Here is a 17,193-nt window from a genome sequence, read left to right as displayed (position 1 = left end):
AATAGCAACCGCACTTTCCTTGATTTAAATCAATTTTTTCATAAATAATAAATCACACACTATTGTTCACTTTATATCAACCGGACTTTTAAACTTGTATTCAGTTTTAAAAATACGATAAATCGGTTCCGAAGATTTTGAATGAAAAACGCTTGTAGTGGACTCAGGTGTCCCCCTATTTAAGGTGAGAGTTACATCATCATCGTTTGGAAAATTAGGGTCATAGATAAAAATGGACAGGTGGCTTTCATGCAAGTCATACCCATAGGCAAGAACTTGATGGTGTCTTCTGATCGCAAAAGGATTAATGGATTTTACTCTAATTAAACCAAGCGGTGAAAGCTTTCCGTTATCAAGATCATTTTTTATTTTCGGCCATTCCTCGTTCATCGTTTTCCACCCACTACCCTGTGGTGCACCTCCTCTACGACTAGCCGATGGATCATCATCCCGAAGGAAAGGGTTCATCAAAACCATATATTTCATTAGACCAAAGGGGATATCAAAGCTATCAATCTGACGATATACGATATAGTCGAACAATGCCCCTGAGGAAGGCGCTGTCGGATTGGTCGGAATCGGCATTGTTGCTTCAAAATAATCCATAGCAGCATAAATCATTCCACCACAAAGACCGTACGATGCATTACCAATGGGAATGTGCCGACCCAAAACGTTTATTCTTTTTAACGGGACAGGTGGAAAGTTGTTTCCGAATTTAAAACCAGACGAACTGGGGAGAAAGCCTGTATGAGTTGACATACTTACATCCACCTAATTTCTTTGAAATAATGATAAAAACAGAGCAACAGTCGTTAACCTTTGGGTTTTATTATATTCCTATTTCCTGCTATCAAGAATAAACCAGATATCCCTTTTAAATTTTTCGGGTAAAAAAAAGCCTACAATTTCTGTAGACTCTCTAATTTCAACCATTCTTTTTTAAAAAGTGTCGGAGGGCTGGGATCGCTCTGCTAAATCTGCATTGATTACTCCCATATTTCCAATATGTTTGCGTGTTTTTTCATCACCCAAATAATAAAGAAAGGAATAGATCAGGAACAGCCGTCGATCATATTCTTTATTTTGGGGCTGATGATGATATTCAAGAAAAGGAACATGGGCGCGGAAATAGCTGTCCCAATCGGTTTCATCGGTTTTATCAAACAGTCGCTCCAGGACAGCCAATTGACTAGCTGTTGCTTCTATTTTAAAATCCCATTCCACTCCATATGGTTCACTAAAAATCTCGTGTGATTGAATATTAATATAATAACTGTGCTTTTGTTCTTCCATGAAATCATCTCCTTTTTATGCTTACCGAGACTGACATCGATTAAAATGCCAAGATCATCTTTATTTGTGTAATACCCGATCATTTATGAATTTAAAACAGTATCTTCTGGGTTTCACGAAGCAAGATGGTTGTTTGAGGGTAAAAAGGAAATATAGGAAATAAGATAAGATAGGCAATAGAAGTTCCCATTCGTTTCTTTAACCTATCAAAAGACAAATGAAAATGGTCGGGGACTTTACCAAACATAAATATGAATTCAACAATCCGTGTCGAAAAATGGCATTTTTATTGTTATTTTGAAATGAAAGGATTAAAATTCAAAGGATAACCGATAAATAAAACGAGAAAAGAAAGAATCTTAAAAAAGGAGGAAAAGGGATGTTAAATGAAGAGTATGAATTGATGTTAAAGAAGTCTGTTGAGGTAGCGCCAGACTGGCTAAAGAAAGATATAGATAGCATCGTTAGTAAAGAACCCCAAGGCGGGATTAGCTATCTAATTTCGGAATTACATCAAACCTATACTTTCAGCATCAGACATGTCTTATCAGCAAGCCATCTTGATGGTGAATGGTCTCGTGTTTCAAGAGAACGCCTGAACTTTATTGATAATAATATTGATATTATTGTAGCTCTTTACAAAGAGGCAAAGTATAATTAAAAATAAAAATGAAACGACCAGCGATGTCTGGTCGTTTCATTTTTATTTTTGATTCTGTTCGTCCAAAAACTCTCGAACTTGTTCTGGAGATTTGGCATTTGCACTATGTAAATGAGCAAGTTTTTCTCCGTTTTGGAAAATAAGCAAACTCGGGATGCCCATGACAGAATATTTTTCAGCTAACTCCGGAAAATCGTCACGATTGATTTCGTACCATCCATATTGAGGATAATCCTTAATCACCTCATCAATGAACATGTTCATCCGCGTACAATCCGGGCACCATCCAGCAAAAAACTTAACGATAACTGGTTGAGTTTCCGAAATCAATTGGTCAAATGTTTCAAGATTAGTAATCGCTTCCATTATATATCCCTCCTCCCACATTTTGTTTTTACTATAACGTTAGTGTAAAGTCATTTTATATTTTTTTCAATAGATTTGTTTGATTAGAATAACGAATGACAGTGCTTCGTTCATTTCGTTCTCCATCAACGTTTACCTTTAATAGAGCCTAAATGAAAATAGAGCAAGCTTTTAAGCTGCTCTATCTTGTTTCTTAGGCACTAGGACTTTACTGCTGCTGCGCTGCCTCGAGTGATTAGTTTTGTGTGGATGGTTACTTTTTTGCATATTTCGCGTTTGGTTGCGATCCTTTCTAATAAGAGGTCGACAGCGGTTTCCCCCATTATTTCGGTGTATAGTTTGACCGTTGTTAGCGGCGGAACCATGTATTGCGCGGATGATACATCATTAAAACCGACAATGCTGAGGTCATCTGGAATTTTCACGCCTAATTCATAGGCTGCCTTATAACAGCCAATCGCAATGGAATCATTTGCGACAAACACCGCAGTTGGTTTTGTGTCCCCGCTGAGCATTTCCTTTAAGATTAAGTATCCATCCTTAGGATTATAGCCGCCGATTTTGACAAATTCCTCTTTCAAAATACCTTTTTTCTTTAAATAAGACTCAAAAACATCCTGTCGCAAATCTTTGAACCGGTTCCCGTACATATCGGTTTCAACCCCACCAATAAAACCAATGTTTTGATGACCTAGATCCATTAAATAATCAAGTGCATTTTTCGTAGCGGAATTAAAATCAATGACGACAGAATCAAAATAGTTTTCGTCCGGATTTGCATCAACAAACACGGACAGCTTCTCAAAACTCTTAATTAACTCAATTTCTTCCTTCTTAAACGTTCCAAGGCAGATGATGCCATCTATTTTTGAAATGGTTTTCTTTGTATCGTCTTTACTTATGTTATAGAGCTCCATCCCCAAACGCTCTAGCTTCTTTTCCAAAGCCACACGAATGGACAAATAGTATGTGTCAATTAATTCCTCTTCAAGCGAATAGGAATAATAAAGACCGATGAGTTCCTTTTTTTTAGGTTTCTTCTTTTTTGGGGTTACGACATAATTTAATTCCTCTGCCGCCTCGAAAATCCGCTTTCTCGTCTCCGGTGCCACATTCAATGTTTCATCATAATTTAACACTCTGGAGACTGTCGCCATTGAAACCTGTGCTAAATCTGCTATATCTTTAATCGTTGCCATTTCGCATACCTACTTAACTCATATTTATATCGTGTCATGTACCAAACTCCCATTCATGTCTGGTGACTACAATACTTCCTCAATGGTTTTCTTTTTGAAAAAATGAAGCTTCGTTTCAGAAATGATAATCGCCATTAGAATCAAGATGGCTCCCATGATCATTTTTATGGTGATAACCTCACTTAAGAGGATAATGGAGAATACCATACCCCATAAAGCTTCGGTTGATAAAATAATGGCCGCATTTGTTTCCGTCGTATATTTTTGCGCAAACGTCTGCAGTAAAAACGCAATCGTCGTGGAAAAAACCCCCAAGTATAACACATAGGAAACTCCTTCTACATTCATCGAAAAGCTTGTTTCTCCTTTTAATAGGACGACAATCAATCCTAGAACCGCCGCGGTTGCCATCTGAATAATCGTTAATAGAATCGGATCCTCCTCTTTGACAAACTGTGCTGTGTAGAAAATATGGAAAGCAAATCCTACCGCACACAACAATGTAAGGAAATCTCCTAGGTTTACTTCAGACGTAAGCCTTAGAGAGATGACGCCGACCCCTGTAATCGCTAGAAGTGATCCAAAAAGCTCAAACTTATCCATTTTCCGCTTATAAATAAAGAACGCAATAAACGGAACAATGACTACATTTACCGCAGTCAGAAAGGCATTTTTTGAAGGTGTTGTATATTGCAGCCCGACCGTTTGCAGGGCAAATGCCAAGTATAAAAAGAATCCAATAACGGTGCCTTTTAAAATCGTGCTCTTTTTAATCATTTTTAGTTTCTTAAAAAATACAAGACTCAGCAAAAGTACACCAACCAAAAACCGAATCGCTAAAATCTGGTACGGTGTAAAGTACTCGAGTGAAACCGCACTTGCCACAAATCCGCTTCCCCAAATAATTGCTACAATCGTCAGAGCGATTTCGCCAACATGTTTACGCATTTAGTCCTCCATTAATTTTTTCTCTACAAGTTCCAGAAAGACACTGGATGTCCATGTAAAGGAGGTATCTACAAGGCCTTTGCCGGAAATAGGGTCAAAGTTCTCTGCCATCCCACCCACTAACGTAAGATTCAGAAACTTATCTCGAATCCTCTTTCCAATCTCACTGTAGCCAAAATTTGTTAAAGAATCAACAAAAAGATAGGTAACAGGTGCCCAAACCGGCCCAAGCCAATAGCCATTTTCTTGATAAAACGGACTTGCCATCATTTCGGTTGCCAGACCATAGGGAGTTTCAAAGTTTTCGAGTAGATCTTCAACAAGCTGATTCATGACCTCTTTATCCAAACGATATCCAATGATAACGGGCAATCGCAGGATCAAACTGGAACGGATGTTGATCTTTTCCGCATCTTTTCCAACACGTCCAAAAAAACCTTTTTCGTCATAAAGCCGCTCCATCAGTAATTCAAATAAGAAATCTGCCTTTTTAGTAAATTGTTTCGCTTCTGCCTCTTCCCCAAGCATCCCAGCAAAACGAGATAAACTATCATACGATCTGATTAAAAAGCTCGCTAAATCTGGTGCTTCGACCGGCATTCCCTGATGAAACAATGATGCATTATCCCACCCTGAGTCATTTCCATGCTTGTAATGTGGAAGTCTGCCTTCATAGGTTCTATATCGATCATAATAGTGCATGACTTTTTTAGTAGATTCATAAATCTCCCGAAGCCGATTTTCATCCTTAAAATAGTCATTCCTATCCATCAGCTTTTCATACACATACGTAAAAATCGGCGGTTTAATACAGTTATAGGATACAAATTTATCATTTACAAAATCAGGATAAGCCCCTGATTCGTCCTGGGTATTGAGAAAGATTTTTAACTGCGAATATGCAAGCTCCGGATACGTTGCCCCTAAATGCAAGGCATTAAAACAGTTATCCCATGACCAAATATTATACATCCAAAGTTTTGACATATACATCGCATAATCATTTAAGAGGCCATGGGGATGGACCACGCTTGACCAGGTAATATAGGCAGCCCGAGCAATTGAGTCCTGGTAAATCTCGCTCTTCTTCGTAACATTAGCGGTCCATTCCCGATAAAGCTTTTCGACTTTTTCCTTCCCTGCTTGAAAACTTGCGTATGGCTTTGGTTTATAAACCGTGCGATAGCTTTCTATGACAAAATGGCCATTTTTCATGCGAATATCGATAAAATCATTTCCAATTACATTCCAGGGTGCCTCGACAGAGATCTCGCCTGATAGCCTGCTGATCATCAGCTTTAATTCCTTCGGATAGAGGTGGTATTCATACACCCCTTCATCGTATTCATATAAGGTATCGTATTTCACTTTCGTTGCCTGCAAACGGACCTCGACTCCGCTTGTTTGAATGTGAAGTTCATCTTCCTCTGGAAGAATGATTTCCGCGTACTTCTCTGTATTTCCTGCTAAATGGAAGCGCAAAGCCGTTTCTGTTGCGGTAATGATGAACTCTTTTTCAACGCCATCCTCTAACAAATCAAGTTTAAACAGCTTAGATGGTGCGTCATCCCCGCCGTGTACGTCTCGTATATAAGTTTCCTTAGACTCCTTTTCCTGTGATACACAAAAATACGAACCAAATCTGGAAAAAGGAATTTCTTTGATATCAAGTTTCATAGATCTTTCTCCTTTTACACCAAGCAGAGTTTCCACTGCTTATGTTAACGTGCGGTAAAAAATTTTCTTTCTTCTGCCAGGCTGTCCTTGCTGATTTTTCTCATTTCAAATTGAAGATGGAAATCCTCGACGCCTGTTCGATACGGAGCAAGCTGTTCTTCGCCGCAGCTATTGCTTCCAACACCACTTTGCTTGTAATCAATCGTCAGAACATTGTAAGGTGACTTTTTGATTTTACGGCGGTGCTTTGCTTCTTCAAGAGCACTTGTTTCATAATCATGGATGGTAAAATCATATTCCTCTTTAAAATTGATTAAGTACATGTCGTCACCCTTTGCTACCGCTAAGAAAGAAGTATCACAGCGTGAACCATTTTCCTGAGGATACACATAATCCGTATGCATGTCTTCAACCGTCTTACTGTATAATCCCATTAATTGACTGCGTTTCGTATCTTGGTACGATTCAGAATCGCCGCGTCCATACCAAGTGACCTGGTTATACTCCTGGTTAAGATGCATGGTAACTCCGATTCGCGGCAGCATTTCCGGAATTTCCGTCCCACGGAGAACCTTTCTTCCCTTAAGGTCCATGTTTAGGGCACCATTTTTCGTGATACGGTAGTTATACGTTAGGTGGAATCCCCAAGCTTGGTTAATCGTTGATAAATATTTAGTCATTTCAATATCGATATAGTCTGCAGCCATTTCGTACGTAACCGTTCCAAGCTGTTCTTTTGTATTTTTCAGGAAGTACTTATGGATCCAATCCTCTTTTTTATACATATCGTTATCGATGATCGCTCGCCAAAGAGTTACCTCAGGGCCTTTATGGATCATTTTTTCTCCTTCTATTGTAAAGGATTCCAGTGTTCCAAATACCTTTGAAAAAACCGCCTTGAACTTGTTATTTTCAATGGTAAGCCGAGCCGCATCGTCCTCAATAGTAAAATCCGAACCGGTAGTGACGGCAGCTTTTACTGTTTTTTCAACTTTAGTTGAAGTAAGTAAGAAGCTTTCCTTCGTAATCTCATGGCCTTTTTCTGCATAGAGGGTATCTTCAGCTTCCTGATAGCTTAGATAGATGCGAACATCATCATGTTGAGCTGCTTTCGCTAAATCGACCGGTAAAACCATTTGCGCTTCTTCCTGCGCATCAATACACGGTAATTTGAATGTTTTTTCTTCGATAAGTATATCAAGGGATTTTACCGTAACATGAAGCAAGATGCCGTTTAGATTCCTAAAATCATATAGGTTCTTAACAAGAACCTTGCCTTCTTGTAAATTTATTTCCTCTGTAACGATTGGCTCAATTACCTTTTTATACTCAAGGAGTCCAGGTGATGGTGTTTTATCTGGAAACACAAGTCCGTCAATACAGAAATTTCCGTTTGTCGGGAAGTCTCCGTAGTCTCCTCCGTAAAGATAAATGGTTTCGCCATTTTCATCAGTGGTTTCAATACCATGATCGCACCATTCCCAAATGAAGCCGCCCTGTAATCTGGGATACTTTCGCATGAGCTGTTGATATTCGGTTAGTCCGCCTGGGCCATTCCCCATGGCATGACCATATTCACAAAGAATATGAGGCTTCTTGCCTTCAGCATCTTTTCCGATTTCTTCAAGCGGCTTTAATCGAGTGTACATCGTGGAGTATACGTCACTGTAGGCTGCTACTCTGTCCCCTTCGTAATGCACGGGTCTTGTGGAATCAATCGCCTTGATGGCCTTGTACATAGAGGTGAAGTTACGTCCTGCTCCTGATTCGTTTCCAAGTGACCACATGATGACACTTGGGTGGTTGCGGTCTCTTTTCACCATGCGGACGGCGCGATCGACATATTGTTTTTCCCATAGCTCATTGTCGGAAATCCAATTGTAATTGCCTGTATTTTCAAAGCCGTGGCACTCCAAATCGGTTTCATCAATCACATATAAACCGTACTCGTCACACAAATCATAGAACACATCATTATTCGGGTAGTGAGCAGTCCTTACAGCATTGATATTGTGCTGCTTCATTAGTTTGACATCCTTCAGCATATCCTCATCGCTTACCGTTCGACCTGTCTTTGGATTCGCATCATGTCGGTTTACACCATGAAAGAAAATACGTTTTCCATTGACGCGAATTTCGTTATTAATGATTTCAATGGCACGGAAGCCGATTCTGAGCGGTACAATTTCTTTTTCGCCGGTTGACAATTCATATTCAAGTTCAAGTAGATAAAGATTGGGCTCTTCTGCACACCATAAAAGCGGATTTTCTACTAATCTATGGAATTCAAAAACGCCACCCACCACATCTATTAAAAATTCATCCACTATTTCATTTCTGTATCGAAGAGTCGCTTTAAGGTTCATTACGGAATTGGTAACAAACGCTCCTCCTATTTTTAAAGTGAAATGTTTGTAGTTTTCAGCAGGCAAGGTTTCAATAAAAACATCCTGAAGGGTATCCCGATTAATTGTATATAACTCAACGCTTCTAAAAATTCCGGAGAGCCACCACATGTCCTGGTCCTCTAAATAAGTCCCGTCGGAAAATTGATAAACTCTCACGGTTAGGCGATTGTTTCCCTTTTTGACAAACTTCGTAATATCGAATTCAGAAGGCAATCTTGAAACCTTACTGAAACCAACATGATGTCCATTTACATATACATCAAATGCGGAGTCCACACCATTAAATTTTAAAATAAGCGCTTCTTCCTCAGAAAGTTCGTCGATCACGAGCTCTCTAAAATAGATTCCAGTAGGGTTTTCCTGCGGTACAAATGGCGGGTTGATGGCAAAGGGGTACAACACATCGGTATAATGCATATTGCCGTAACCCTTCATTTGCCAGCTGGATGGAACGTCAATCTCATCCAACCTCTCAATCGCAAAATCCTCTGTTTCGAAGCCCTGTGGTGAAAGCTCCGGTGCCTCTACAAATAGAAACTTCCAAACTCCATCAAGTAATCGATAGCCGATACTTTCTTCTTTTTTAAAGGCAGCTGCATTTTCTCTTGTTTTATATCGATAAAAATTCGTATGTGCGGGAAGTCTATTGATTCCAGTCAAATAGATATTTTCCCATCTTTTCATTTCACGTAGCATATTATCTTCCTCCGAATAAATCTATGTTGAAATCTGGGCATTTTTTGATAACTACTTGATTGAACCGCTAATTCCTTCCACAATGTACTTCTGAGCAAACAAGAAGACTACTACAGGCGGAATAATCATAATTAAAGTAATCGACATAATCGGTAAAATTTGCAGGTTATGAATTCCCTTAAACGCTGCAAGACCCAGTGCCAACGTATATTTTGATTGGTCCTGAAGGTAAATTAATGGACCAAGGTAGTCGTTCCATACTAATAAGATATTTAATACCGCGATCAAGATAAGCGGAGCCTTCATAATCGGCAAGAATATTTTATAAAAAATCTGAAATTCATTCGCTCCGTCAATTCTCGCGGCATTTTCAAGATCCTTAGGAATATTCATAAGAAACTGTCTTAGTAAAAAAATATAATAAGCAGACCCAAAAAACGCTGGGACAATTAATGGCTTTAACGTATTAATCCAACCGAAAAGGTTAAATTCCATGTATAAAGGAATCATCGTTACATCCCATGGAATCATCATTGTTGAAAGCAAAAGGATGAAGAGGATATTTTTATATTTAAAATCATATCGTGCAAACCCATAGGCAACCAAGGAACATGAAATCAATTGTCCTAACGTTGTCATCACAGTAACAAGAACCGAGTTCATAAAATACCTTCCAAATGGCTGGCTGTTCCAAGCATCCCTAAAGTTGCCCCACTGAGGAACGTCCGGAAAAATCTTTGGCGGAAAGCTGAAAACCTCGGTCTGTGTTTTTAAAGCAGATAAAATAACCCACACAAACGGCATTAAGAAATAAAGTGAAAATAACCCGAGAAGGATGTATACGATTGTTTTGTGCTTCCTTGACATCTTCATTTCTACTACTTCCCTTCTTTTTTCACTTCATTTTCATAAAAGACCCATGCGGATGATGATTTAAAAATTAACATGGTTAAAAGTAAAATAATGACGAACATGAACCAGGCGTTTGCACTTGCATAGCCTAAATGATGGTGCTTAAATGCGTTATTAAATACATATATACCGTAAAAATAGGTTGATTTTAACGGACCGCCGCCTGTTAGCAGGAGAACCAGTGTTAATTGCTGCAATGCCGCAATGACAGAAGTAATCACGTTAAATAGAATCGTTGGCGTAATACTTGGGATGGTAATGCTAATGAACTGACGAATCGGGTTCGCGCCGTCAATAGCTGCCGCTTCATATATTTCAGCAGGAATTCCCTTAATATCCGTATAGAAAATCAGCATCATGGTACCGACTCCCCAGGCACTTGCGATAACAATTGTAAGAATGGCCCACTTTGGGTCGATTAGCCATTTCGGCCCTTCCACTCCAATGAAGGATAAAGCATAGTTTAATATTCCGTACTGAGAATTGAAAATCCATCCCCAAATAATAGAAATGGCTACACCGGAAACAACAGCGGGCAGATAGAAAATAGTACGGAATAGTTTCATTCCTTTTACAGGTTGAGTAATGAGAAGTGCAAGAATTAAGGCGATAACTAGATTTAACGGAACGAATATAGCGGCAAATTTAAAGGTAATACCTAAAGATTTATAGAATTGCGGATCGTGTGCAAACATATTTTTATAGTTGTCCATCCCAATAAATGTCGGTGCACTAGTAATGGGCCAATCAAAGAAACTCATGACTAATGAAAAAGCCAACGGTCCCAAGGTAAACACCAAAAACCCAATGATCCACGGTAAAATAAATAAATAGGGTACTTTTCTACCTACCAGCTGATAGCTATTCGCTTTCTTCGATTTACTAAACATAAGATGACCCCTTAAAGTTCATATTCATATGGAGGAAAGCACCCAACATTCTAATGTGAAGTGCTTTACCTCTTAACGTACTTTCGTTTTACTCCGCAACACTCTTTAAAGCTTCTTTTGGATCCATGAATGTGCTTGGGTTAAAAATCTCCTCGAATGCAAGATTTAAATTTTCAGATACTTGGCTCCAATCATCAACAATGAAGGAAGATGGAGTGTAGCCATCACTCTTTTCCAACATAGAGTAGAACACACTTTTCATTTCATCCTGCTCAAGCTTTTCACTTTTTACGACCGATTTTAGAACGGGCAACTCGAAATCGATTCTTGCTTTATTCGCTTCTTCGCTAGTCCAGAATTTAATGAACTCAAATGCTTCTTTTTTATGCTTCGAATCCTTCGAAACAGAAATACCTGAAGAGCTTAAAATACTGACACTTTTTCCATTTTTAAACTTCGGTAATTCAACGACACCGTAATCAATACCTGCTTCTTTTAATGGTTTTAATCCCCATGCACCATAAACAAACATGGCTACTTTACCAGATTTCATTTCTGTATCACCTGAACCCTCAGTGGTAATGGCGGTGCCTTTCTTCGCCATGTTCTGGAACATTTTAAAAACTTCGACTGATTTCTTAGAATCCAGGTTTCCTTTTAGGTTTCCATCCTTATCCACATAGGAAGCGTTGTTACCCCATAGGTACATTTCAAAATCATATGGATCTGGCTTGCCGGAGAAAGCAAATCCCGTTACTTTCGTATCTTTGTTTGTCAGCTTCTTCGCCGTTTCTTGAAGATCATCCCAGGTCCAACCCGCTTTTGGATATTCAACGCCAGCTTTATCAAAAAGGGCTTTGTTATAGTAAACGACGTGAGTAGTGTATCCAACTGGCAGTCCAAGGACTTTTCCATCAGCTGAATTGTAGTTCCACAGAGTGTTATAGAAATTATCTTTGTACTCTGCACCCTCTTTTTTAATATAGGAATCTAGCGGTTCCAAGGCATCTTTATACTGTGGGTAGTTCCACATATACATAACGTCTGGAGCATCCTTCGCTCCCATACCAGCTGTGATTTTTGTATCATAATCACTTCCGTAAGCTTCTAAATCAACTTCGATATTTTTATGAGTTTTATTAAACTGATCAATCAAACCTTGCTGTAATTTAACATCGTCCCCCACATCCCATGTCGCAAATCGAATTTTGGTTTTGCCGTCTGCTGTTTTCTCGCTGCTGCCAGCGTCTGACGATGAACTACAACCTGCTAAAAGAAAAATTGTTGCAATGAATAAAGATAAAATTGGTTTTACTAGCTTCATAGTGATCCTCCTTTTATTCTGACAGATTGATTATATTATGAGTTTTACTAAATGTAAACGCTATTATTGTAGTTTTACTAAAAATATTTTTGATTCAACTTCATTTAGGTGTGATGTTTTAAGGTATTACACGGTTTACAGAGTTTAGTAAATAAATAAACAATTAATGATGATGCAGTAAAGATGGTTTTTATATTGGGTATTTTTAGTAAAAATGAGACAAAGAACTATTCAAGGAATGCTTGCCGTATGTGTAGAGAAGAAAGAGCGAAAATGAGGTGTCACATAAAAAAAGGCCTTCCAAGAATGGCAGACCTAACAAATTAACTATTATTCTCCTTTAACTGTTCAAAAAGAACTACAAAAAAAGAACTTTCCTTAGAATGGATCGTGCTTGATGCTTGTATAAAGCCACCATCGGAACCGACCCTGCGGTAGAAAAGAGGTAACTATCCAATCTTTTGGACATTTAATTTTAGTAACTGTTTTGACAAGTTTAAAAAGAATTTCTACTAGGCTAGCCTAATTCCTCCCTGTTTTAATCGAGGAATTAAGTTTATTAAAAACTAAAGCCGGGCAGTTGAATACCGTGCCAGCCGCTTATATCACATTGACCATATTCATTATCACCCACAGCAACCACCGTACCATTCGATTTAAGCCCGATGCTATGGGCACACCCCGACGCGATCGCCACAATATTGTGCCAATCACTTACACTACATTGGCCATACTTATTCCAACCTACAGCCGTCACCGTACCGTCCGATTTAAGGCCGATGGTATGATTACTGCCCACCGCGATCGCCACAATACCGTGCCAGCCGCTTACATCGCATTGGCCATATTTATTATCACCCACAGCCGTCACCGTGCCGTCTGATTTAAGACCGATGGTATGAAGATAACCCGCCGCCACCGCCACAATATCGCACCAGCCGCTTACATTGCATTGGCGGTAACGATTATTACCCACAGCCGTCACCGTACCGTCCAATTTAAGTCCGATAGTGTGCCAGTCACCCGCCGCGACTCCTGCAATATCATGCCATCCGGTCACATTGCATTCACCTTCATTATTTCGACCCACAGCAACTACCGTGCCATCCGATTTAACCCCAATGGTATGACGCCAACCCGTAGCAACCGCTACCATATCGCGCCAGTCGTTTACATTGCATTGGTTATGCAAATTCCAACCCACCGCCGCCACGGTTCCATCTGATCTAAGACCAATTGTATGAGCATTACCCGTGTTCGTCGCCATATGAACATTACCAGCCGCGACCGCCACCATATCGCGCCAGCCGCTTACATCACATTGGCCCAATTTGTTATCACCTACAGCTATCACGGTTCCGTCCGATTTAAGTCCAACAGTATGACGACGACCCGCGGTTATGGTATCTTTAGGCCACCGTTTCACCGTTAACACTGTTTCTTTTGGTGAAGTGTAATCCATATTGTAGTTGTACCCCCTTGAATATAAGAAGCAACCCTGGAGCTACGACCATCGTCAGACCCCATTGTGGAAGACAGTCTTTTGAATTTCAATAAACCTTTTATAACACCTATATACGAAATGTTCAATTCTTTTGGAGGAATTCGGAAGGGGTAAATAGAGGCGATTACTTTACTGGAATCCCTCAAAAATAGATATGATAACTTTTTCTAGCGGATTTAAATCATAATTGCTTATTTCGGTTCAAGTTTATTGACTTTTCTTTTTACATTTGCGATTTCTTTAAATAATAGCTCTACATCTGAATTAACATCAAATGCCAATGATTTCATATCTCTTCTGATGCTTGTGGAATTTTCAGTCAGGAGTGTAGTAGTGTGTTTAATCATATCTTTTATCTCTTCTTGACCAGAAATTAAAAGTTCTTGTCCTTTTTCCAAATGATCTGTACGGCTTATTAATTGCTGTTGCCCTTTCTCCAAATTATCTGCACGGCCAATTAATTCTTGTTGGCCCTTCTCAACATTTCCCATTCTAACGGTTAATTGTTTTTGATTTAAAATTATTTCTTGTTGGCCTTTCTCCAAATGATCTGTACGGCCAATTAATTCTTGTTGGCCCTTCTCAACACTTCCCATTCTAACGGTTAATTGTTTTTGATTTATAATTAATTCTTGTTGCCCTTTCTCCAAATTATCTGCACGGCCAATTAATTCTTGTTGCCCTTTCTCAACATTTCCCATTCTAACGGTTAATTGTTTTTGGCTTTTAATTAGTTCTTCTTGTCCTTTTTCCAAATGATCTGTACGGCCAATTAATTCTTGTTGGCCCTTCTCAACACTTCCCATTCTAACGGTTAAATGTTTTTGATTTTTAATTAGTTCTTCTTGTCCTTTTTCCAATTGGCCTGTGCGACCTAATAACTCCCTCTGTCCTTTTTCCAATTGACCTGTGCGACCTAATAACTCCCTCTGTCCTTTTTCCAGTTGATCAGTGCGATTTAATAACTCCCCCTGTCCTTTTTCTAGTTGATCAGTGCGACTTAATAGCACCTTCTGTCCCTTTTCCAAATTGTCTGTGCGGCCGATTAATTCTTTCTGCCCCTTATCTAAATTACTGGTGCGGCCGATTAATTCTTTTTGCCCATTACCTAAATGTTGCAGTTCAGAAAGAATCTTATTTAATATTTCTTCCATAAAGCACCTCCCATCTTTGATTCCAAAAACATTAATTATTTCTTATCCAATGTAAAATGGTTTTTAGAAATTACTCTATACATAATCATATCCATATTTTTCGATAAACTCATCAAAAGATAATTTAAACTCATCTGGGACATTACCCAACAATATTGAAAATTCACCATTTTGATACGTAACTAAATAACTATTCTCATGGTCGACATTACTGTCAAAAAACATTCCTTTAAAAATCTCAAATTGTTCAACTGTCAACGGAATCATTAATCTTTTAATACTGAAGGTTCCATCCTTCATTTCCAATACAAATTTTCCATACCCCTTTCTTTTTTCTTCCTCAAAATAAGAAGTATTATTTTTACTATCATATATTGCTTCTCGCTCAACTTCACAACCACAGCATTGGCAGATGATATATCCTGCACCCGTTCGATAATAATAATCTTCAATAGCAATTCTTCCACATTCTGGGCATGCAACAGGTATTTGGATAGATGCCATCATATAAAACCCCTTAATAAAATGAAAAAATCATGTTTTGTTTATTAGATAAATGAAAATGATGGCACCTACCCTTCAAGAAATTTATAAGAAATGTCAGATAGATAAAGAAGACTGCTATGAAATAGGAGTATAGGTTGTAAAATGGAGTAAAGCGTGAAAAAATCTTTATGAGAATATTTATGGCGGAAAAAAATTGATAATTGAGGTTTTAACTCAGCAATAAACAAATAACGAGGAAATATTTACTACAAGAAATTATAGCATTTTTTTTAATCATATCATCGCAAACTCTAATTGTTTTCACAGATTTGTAAAGAATTAAAAATTATAATAATAAGTAGATTCTTATTTCAAGAAATATGAAATATTAACATGAACACAAACGTTTCTTTTAACTAAGCTAATCAAATATAGAAGCTGCTAAACAAATGGGGCAGCTTCTACTAATTTAATTGTACTTTATTTGGGTATAGCATTTAAATTCAGCTACTCCCCCTCTGTTATCTATGCAAAAGTGTTAGTACGCTGAAAAAATGCATCATACTTCCAGCCATTACGAAAAGGTGCCATACAGCATGGTGATATTTGAATCCCCTCCAAATGTAGAAAACAGAGCCAAAAGTATAGAACAATCCACCTATGATTAAATACGTCAAACCAGAATGCGGCATGTGTTCGGATAAAGGTCCCCAAGCGAATACAATGAACCAACCCATTACTACATATAACGCAGTAGAAGTGAATAAAAATTTCTTTACAAAAAAGGATTTAAACACCGTTCCTCCGATTGCGAGTCCCCAGACGATTCCAAAAATGGTCCATCCTAACCACCCTTTAACCACTAAAAACAGGTATGGTGTGTACGTTCCAGCGATAAAAAAGTAGATAGAGGAATGATCAAAGATTTCAAATATGTCTTTCACTTTGCTACCTTCAGGGAATGCATGTAACAGTGTAGATGATGTATACATTAATAACATGCTAGAACCAAATAAAGTGAAACTGACAATATGCCAAGCGTTGCCATGTAATGAAGCAAATACAATTAACAGTACTAATGCTGCAATGCTTAGAAGAGCACCTATACCATGAGTAATAGAGTTTGCGACTTCCTCGCCCTTGCTAAAAGTGTGTGTGTTAGCCATAAATAAATTCTCCCCTACTGGAATGGATATGATTTATTGTAACAAGTATTAGCAAGAACGGAATATACAAATGTCATAGGTTGAATTTAATACTCGAATATTTTCTTATTTAGGTTAATAGTGCCCATGCGCATGGGAAAATCAATAGAACGGGCAAAATAAAGGTTGATAGTGCCCGAGTTCATGTAAAAATCAGTAGAACGGGCAAAATAAAGGCTGATAGTGCCCGAGTTCATGTAAAAATCAGTAGAATGGGCAAAATAAAGTTTATTAGTGCCCGTGCGCATGTAAAAATCAGTAGAACGGGCAAAATAAAGGTTGATAGTGCCCAAGTACATGTAAAAATCAGTAGAATAGGCAAAATGAGGGGCTTCCTCACAAATCTGTCCATTTGTTGAAGACAACCAATAATCCCAATTCGGACACTATTAAACTAAACGGTTTCATATCCCCTTTTGAAGGATAACACTTATTGTACTAATAGGGGCAGCCCATAAAGGGGCTGC

Annotated in this window: 15 protein-coding genes; 1 reads left to right on the top strand and 14 read right to left on the bottom strand. The window is 38.5% G+C overall.

Translation table 11 applies throughout. From position 1 onward, the window contains the following. Positions 1-66: 66 nt before the first annotated feature. Together L1999_RS14595 and L1999_RS14590 are read right to left on the bottom strand one after the other, a co-directional pair. A complete protein-coding gene (locus L1999_RS14595; protein ID WP_235739221.1) occupies positions 67-762 on the bottom strand; it encodes a hypothetical protein in 696 nt (231 codons plus the stop codon). Between the two features lie 180 nt (positions 763-942). Further along, on the bottom strand, positions 943-1,296 hold the full coding sequence (locus L1999_RS14590; protein WP_235739220.1) for a hydrolase: 354 nt from the start codon (positions 1,294-1,296) through the stop codon (positions 943-945). A gap of 379 nt (positions 1,297-1,675) precedes the next feature. On the opposite strand from L1999_RS14590, the gene L1999_RS14585 reads away from it, so the two are divergent. After that, the gene (locus tag L1999_RS14585) at positions 1,676-1,957 is read left to right on the top strand and encodes a hypothetical protein (RefSeq protein ID WP_235739219.1); all 282 of its coding nucleotides are present in this window, start codon (positions 1,676-1,678) and stop codon (positions 1,955-1,957) included. A 42-nt stretch (positions 1,958-1,999) separates the two neighbouring features. On the opposite strand, the gene L1999_RS14580 is transcribed toward L1999_RS14585, so the two are convergent. The 12 genes from L1999_RS14580 to trhA all read right to left on the bottom strand — a co-directional run bounded on the left by L1999_RS14580 (position 2,000) and on the right by trhA (position 16,687). Beyond that, the gene (locus L1999_RS14580; protein ID WP_235739218.1) at positions 2,000-2,323 is read right to left on the bottom strand and encodes a thioredoxin family protein; all 324 of its coding nucleotides are present in this window, start codon (positions 2,321-2,323) and stop codon (positions 2,000-2,002) included. Positions 2,324-2,523: 200 nt separating this feature from the next. Next, positions 2,524-3,522, bottom strand: coding sequence for a LacI family DNA-binding transcriptional regulator (locus L1999_RS14575; protein ID WP_235739217.1), 999 nt, complete (start codon positions 3,520-3,522; stop codon positions 2,524-2,526). Positions 3,523-3,588: 66 nt separating this feature from the next. Then, positions 3,589-4,470 (bottom strand): DMT family transporter, encoded by an 882-nt coding sequence (locus tag L1999_RS14570; RefSeq protein ID WP_235739216.1) that lies wholly within the window; start codon positions 4,468-4,470, stop codon positions 3,589-3,591. Further along, positions 4,471-6,147 (bottom strand): amylo-alpha-1,6-glucosidase, encoded by a 1,677-nt coding sequence (locus L1999_RS14565; RefSeq protein ID WP_235739215.1) that lies wholly within the window; start codon positions 6,145-6,147, stop codon positions 4,471-4,473. It lies immediately after the preceding gene. A 44-nt stretch (positions 6,148-6,191) separates the two neighbouring features. Further along, on the bottom strand, positions 6,192-9,251 hold the full coding sequence (locus L1999_RS14560; protein ID WP_235739214.1) for a glycoside hydrolase family 2 TIM barrel-domain containing protein: 3,060 nt from the start codon (positions 9,249-9,251) through the stop codon (positions 6,192-6,194). Positions 9,252-9,302: 51 nt separating this feature from the next. Next, on the bottom strand, positions 9,303-10,124 hold the full coding sequence (locus L1999_RS14555) for a carbohydrate ABC transporter permease (RefSeq protein ID WP_235739213.1): 822 nt from the start codon (positions 10,122-10,124) through the stop codon (positions 9,303-9,305). Between the two features lie 5 nt (positions 10,125-10,129). Beyond that, positions 10,130-11,053 (bottom strand): carbohydrate ABC transporter permease, encoded by a 924-nt coding sequence (locus tag L1999_RS14550; protein WP_235739212.1) that lies wholly within the window; start codon positions 11,051-11,053, stop codon positions 10,130-10,132. 88 nt (positions 11,054-11,141) lie between these two features. Then, complete coding sequence (locus L1999_RS14545; protein WP_235739211.1) at positions 11,142-12,377, bottom strand: ABC transporter substrate-binding protein; 1,236 nt, start codon at positions 12,375-12,377, stop codon at positions 11,142-11,144. Positions 12,378-12,936: 559 nt separating this feature from the next. After that, positions 12,937-13,839: an RCC1 domain-containing protein gene (locus L1999_RS14540; protein ID WP_235739210.1), complete on the bottom strand. Its 903-nt coding sequence runs from the start codon at positions 13,837-13,839 to the stop codon at positions 12,937-12,939. A gap of 233 nt (positions 13,840-14,072) precedes the next feature. After that, on the bottom strand, positions 14,073-15,035 hold the full coding sequence (locus L1999_RS14535) for a coiled-coil domain-containing protein (protein ID WP_235739209.1): 963 nt from the start codon (positions 15,033-15,035) through the stop codon (positions 14,073-14,075). Between the two features lie 75 nt (positions 15,036-15,110). Next, positions 15,111-15,542, bottom strand: a complete 432-nt coding sequence (locus L1999_RS14530) for a hypothetical protein (protein WP_235739208.1) — start codon at positions 15,540-15,542, stop codon at positions 15,111-15,113. A 500-nt stretch (positions 15,543-16,042) separates the two neighbouring features. After that, positions 16,043-16,687 carry a PAQR family membrane homeostasis protein TrhA gene (gene trhA / locus L1999_RS14525; RefSeq protein ID WP_235739207.1) on the bottom strand — a complete coding sequence of 215 codons (645 nt, stop codon included), beginning with the start codon at positions 16,685-16,687 and terminating at the stop codon, positions 16,043-16,045. Between the last annotated feature and the right edge of the window lie 506 nt (positions 16,688-17,193).

Origin of the sequence: Neobacillus drentensis (assembly GCF_021560175.1) — a bacterium.
In the GTDB taxonomy this organism is placed as follows: domain Bacteria; phylum Bacillota; class Bacilli; order Bacillales; family Cytobacillaceae; genus Neobacillus; species Neobacillus drentensis_A.
Note: the sequence above shows the minus strand (reverse complement) of the source record. Positions and strands in the feature narration are given on the sequence as shown.

Excerpts from the sequence above, each read along its gene's own strand:
- L1999_RS14570 (WP_235739216.1), bottom strand. The coding sequence starts at position 4,470 with ATGCGTAAACATGTTGGCGAAATCGCTCTGACGATTGTAGCAATTATT.
- L1999_RS14595 (WP_235739221.1), bottom strand. The coding sequence starts at position 762 with ATGTCAACTCATACAGGCTTTCTCCCCAGTTCGTCTGGTTTTAAATTC.
- L1999_RS14530 (WP_235739208.1), bottom strand. The coding sequence starts at position 15,542 with ATGATGGCATCTATCCAAATACCTGTTGCATGCCCAGAATGTGGAAGA.
- L1999_RS14585 (WP_235739219.1), top strand. The coding sequence starts at position 1,676 with ATGTTAAATGAAGAGTATGAATTGATGTTAAAGAAGTCTGTTGAGGTA.
- L1999_RS14550 (WP_235739212.1), bottom strand. The coding sequence starts at position 11,053 with ATGTTTAGTAAATCGAAGAAAGCGAATAGCTATCAGCTGGTAGGTAGA.
- L1999_RS14540 (WP_235739210.1), bottom strand. The coding sequence starts at position 13,839 with ATGGATTACACTTCACCAAAAGAAACAGTGTTAACGGTGAAACGGTGG.
- L1999_RS14545 (WP_235739211.1), bottom strand. The coding sequence starts at position 12,377 with ATGAAGCTAGTAAAACCAATTTTATCTTTATTCATTGCAACAATTTTT.
- trhA (WP_235739207.1), bottom strand. The coding sequence starts at position 16,687 with ATGGCTAACACACACACTTTTAGCAAGGGCGAGGAAGTCGCAAACTCT.
- L1999_RS14580 (WP_235739218.1), bottom strand. The coding sequence starts at position 2,323 with ATGGAAGCGATTACTAATCTTGAAACATTTGACCAATTGATTTCGGAA.
- L1999_RS14565 (WP_235739215.1), bottom strand. The coding sequence starts at position 6,147 with ATGAAACTTGATATCAAAGAAATTCCTTTTTCCAGATTTGGTTCGTAT.
- L1999_RS14575 (WP_235739217.1), bottom strand. The coding sequence starts at position 3,522 with ATGGCAACGATTAAAGATATAGCAGATTTAGCACAGGTTTCAATGGCG.
- L1999_RS14560 (WP_235739214.1), bottom strand. The coding sequence starts at position 9,251 with ATGCTACGTGAAATGAAAAGATGGGAAAATATCTATTTGACTGGAATC.
- L1999_RS14590 (WP_235739220.1), bottom strand. The coding sequence starts at position 1,296 with ATGGAAGAACAAAAGCACAGTTATTATATTAATATTCAATCACACGAG.
- L1999_RS14535 (WP_235739209.1), bottom strand. The coding sequence starts at position 15,035 with ATGGAAGAAATATTAAATAAGATTCTTTCTGAACTGCAACATTTAGGT.
- L1999_RS14555 (WP_235739213.1), bottom strand. The coding sequence starts at position 10,124 with ATGAAGATGTCAAGGAAGCACAAAACAATCGTATACATCCTTCTCGGG.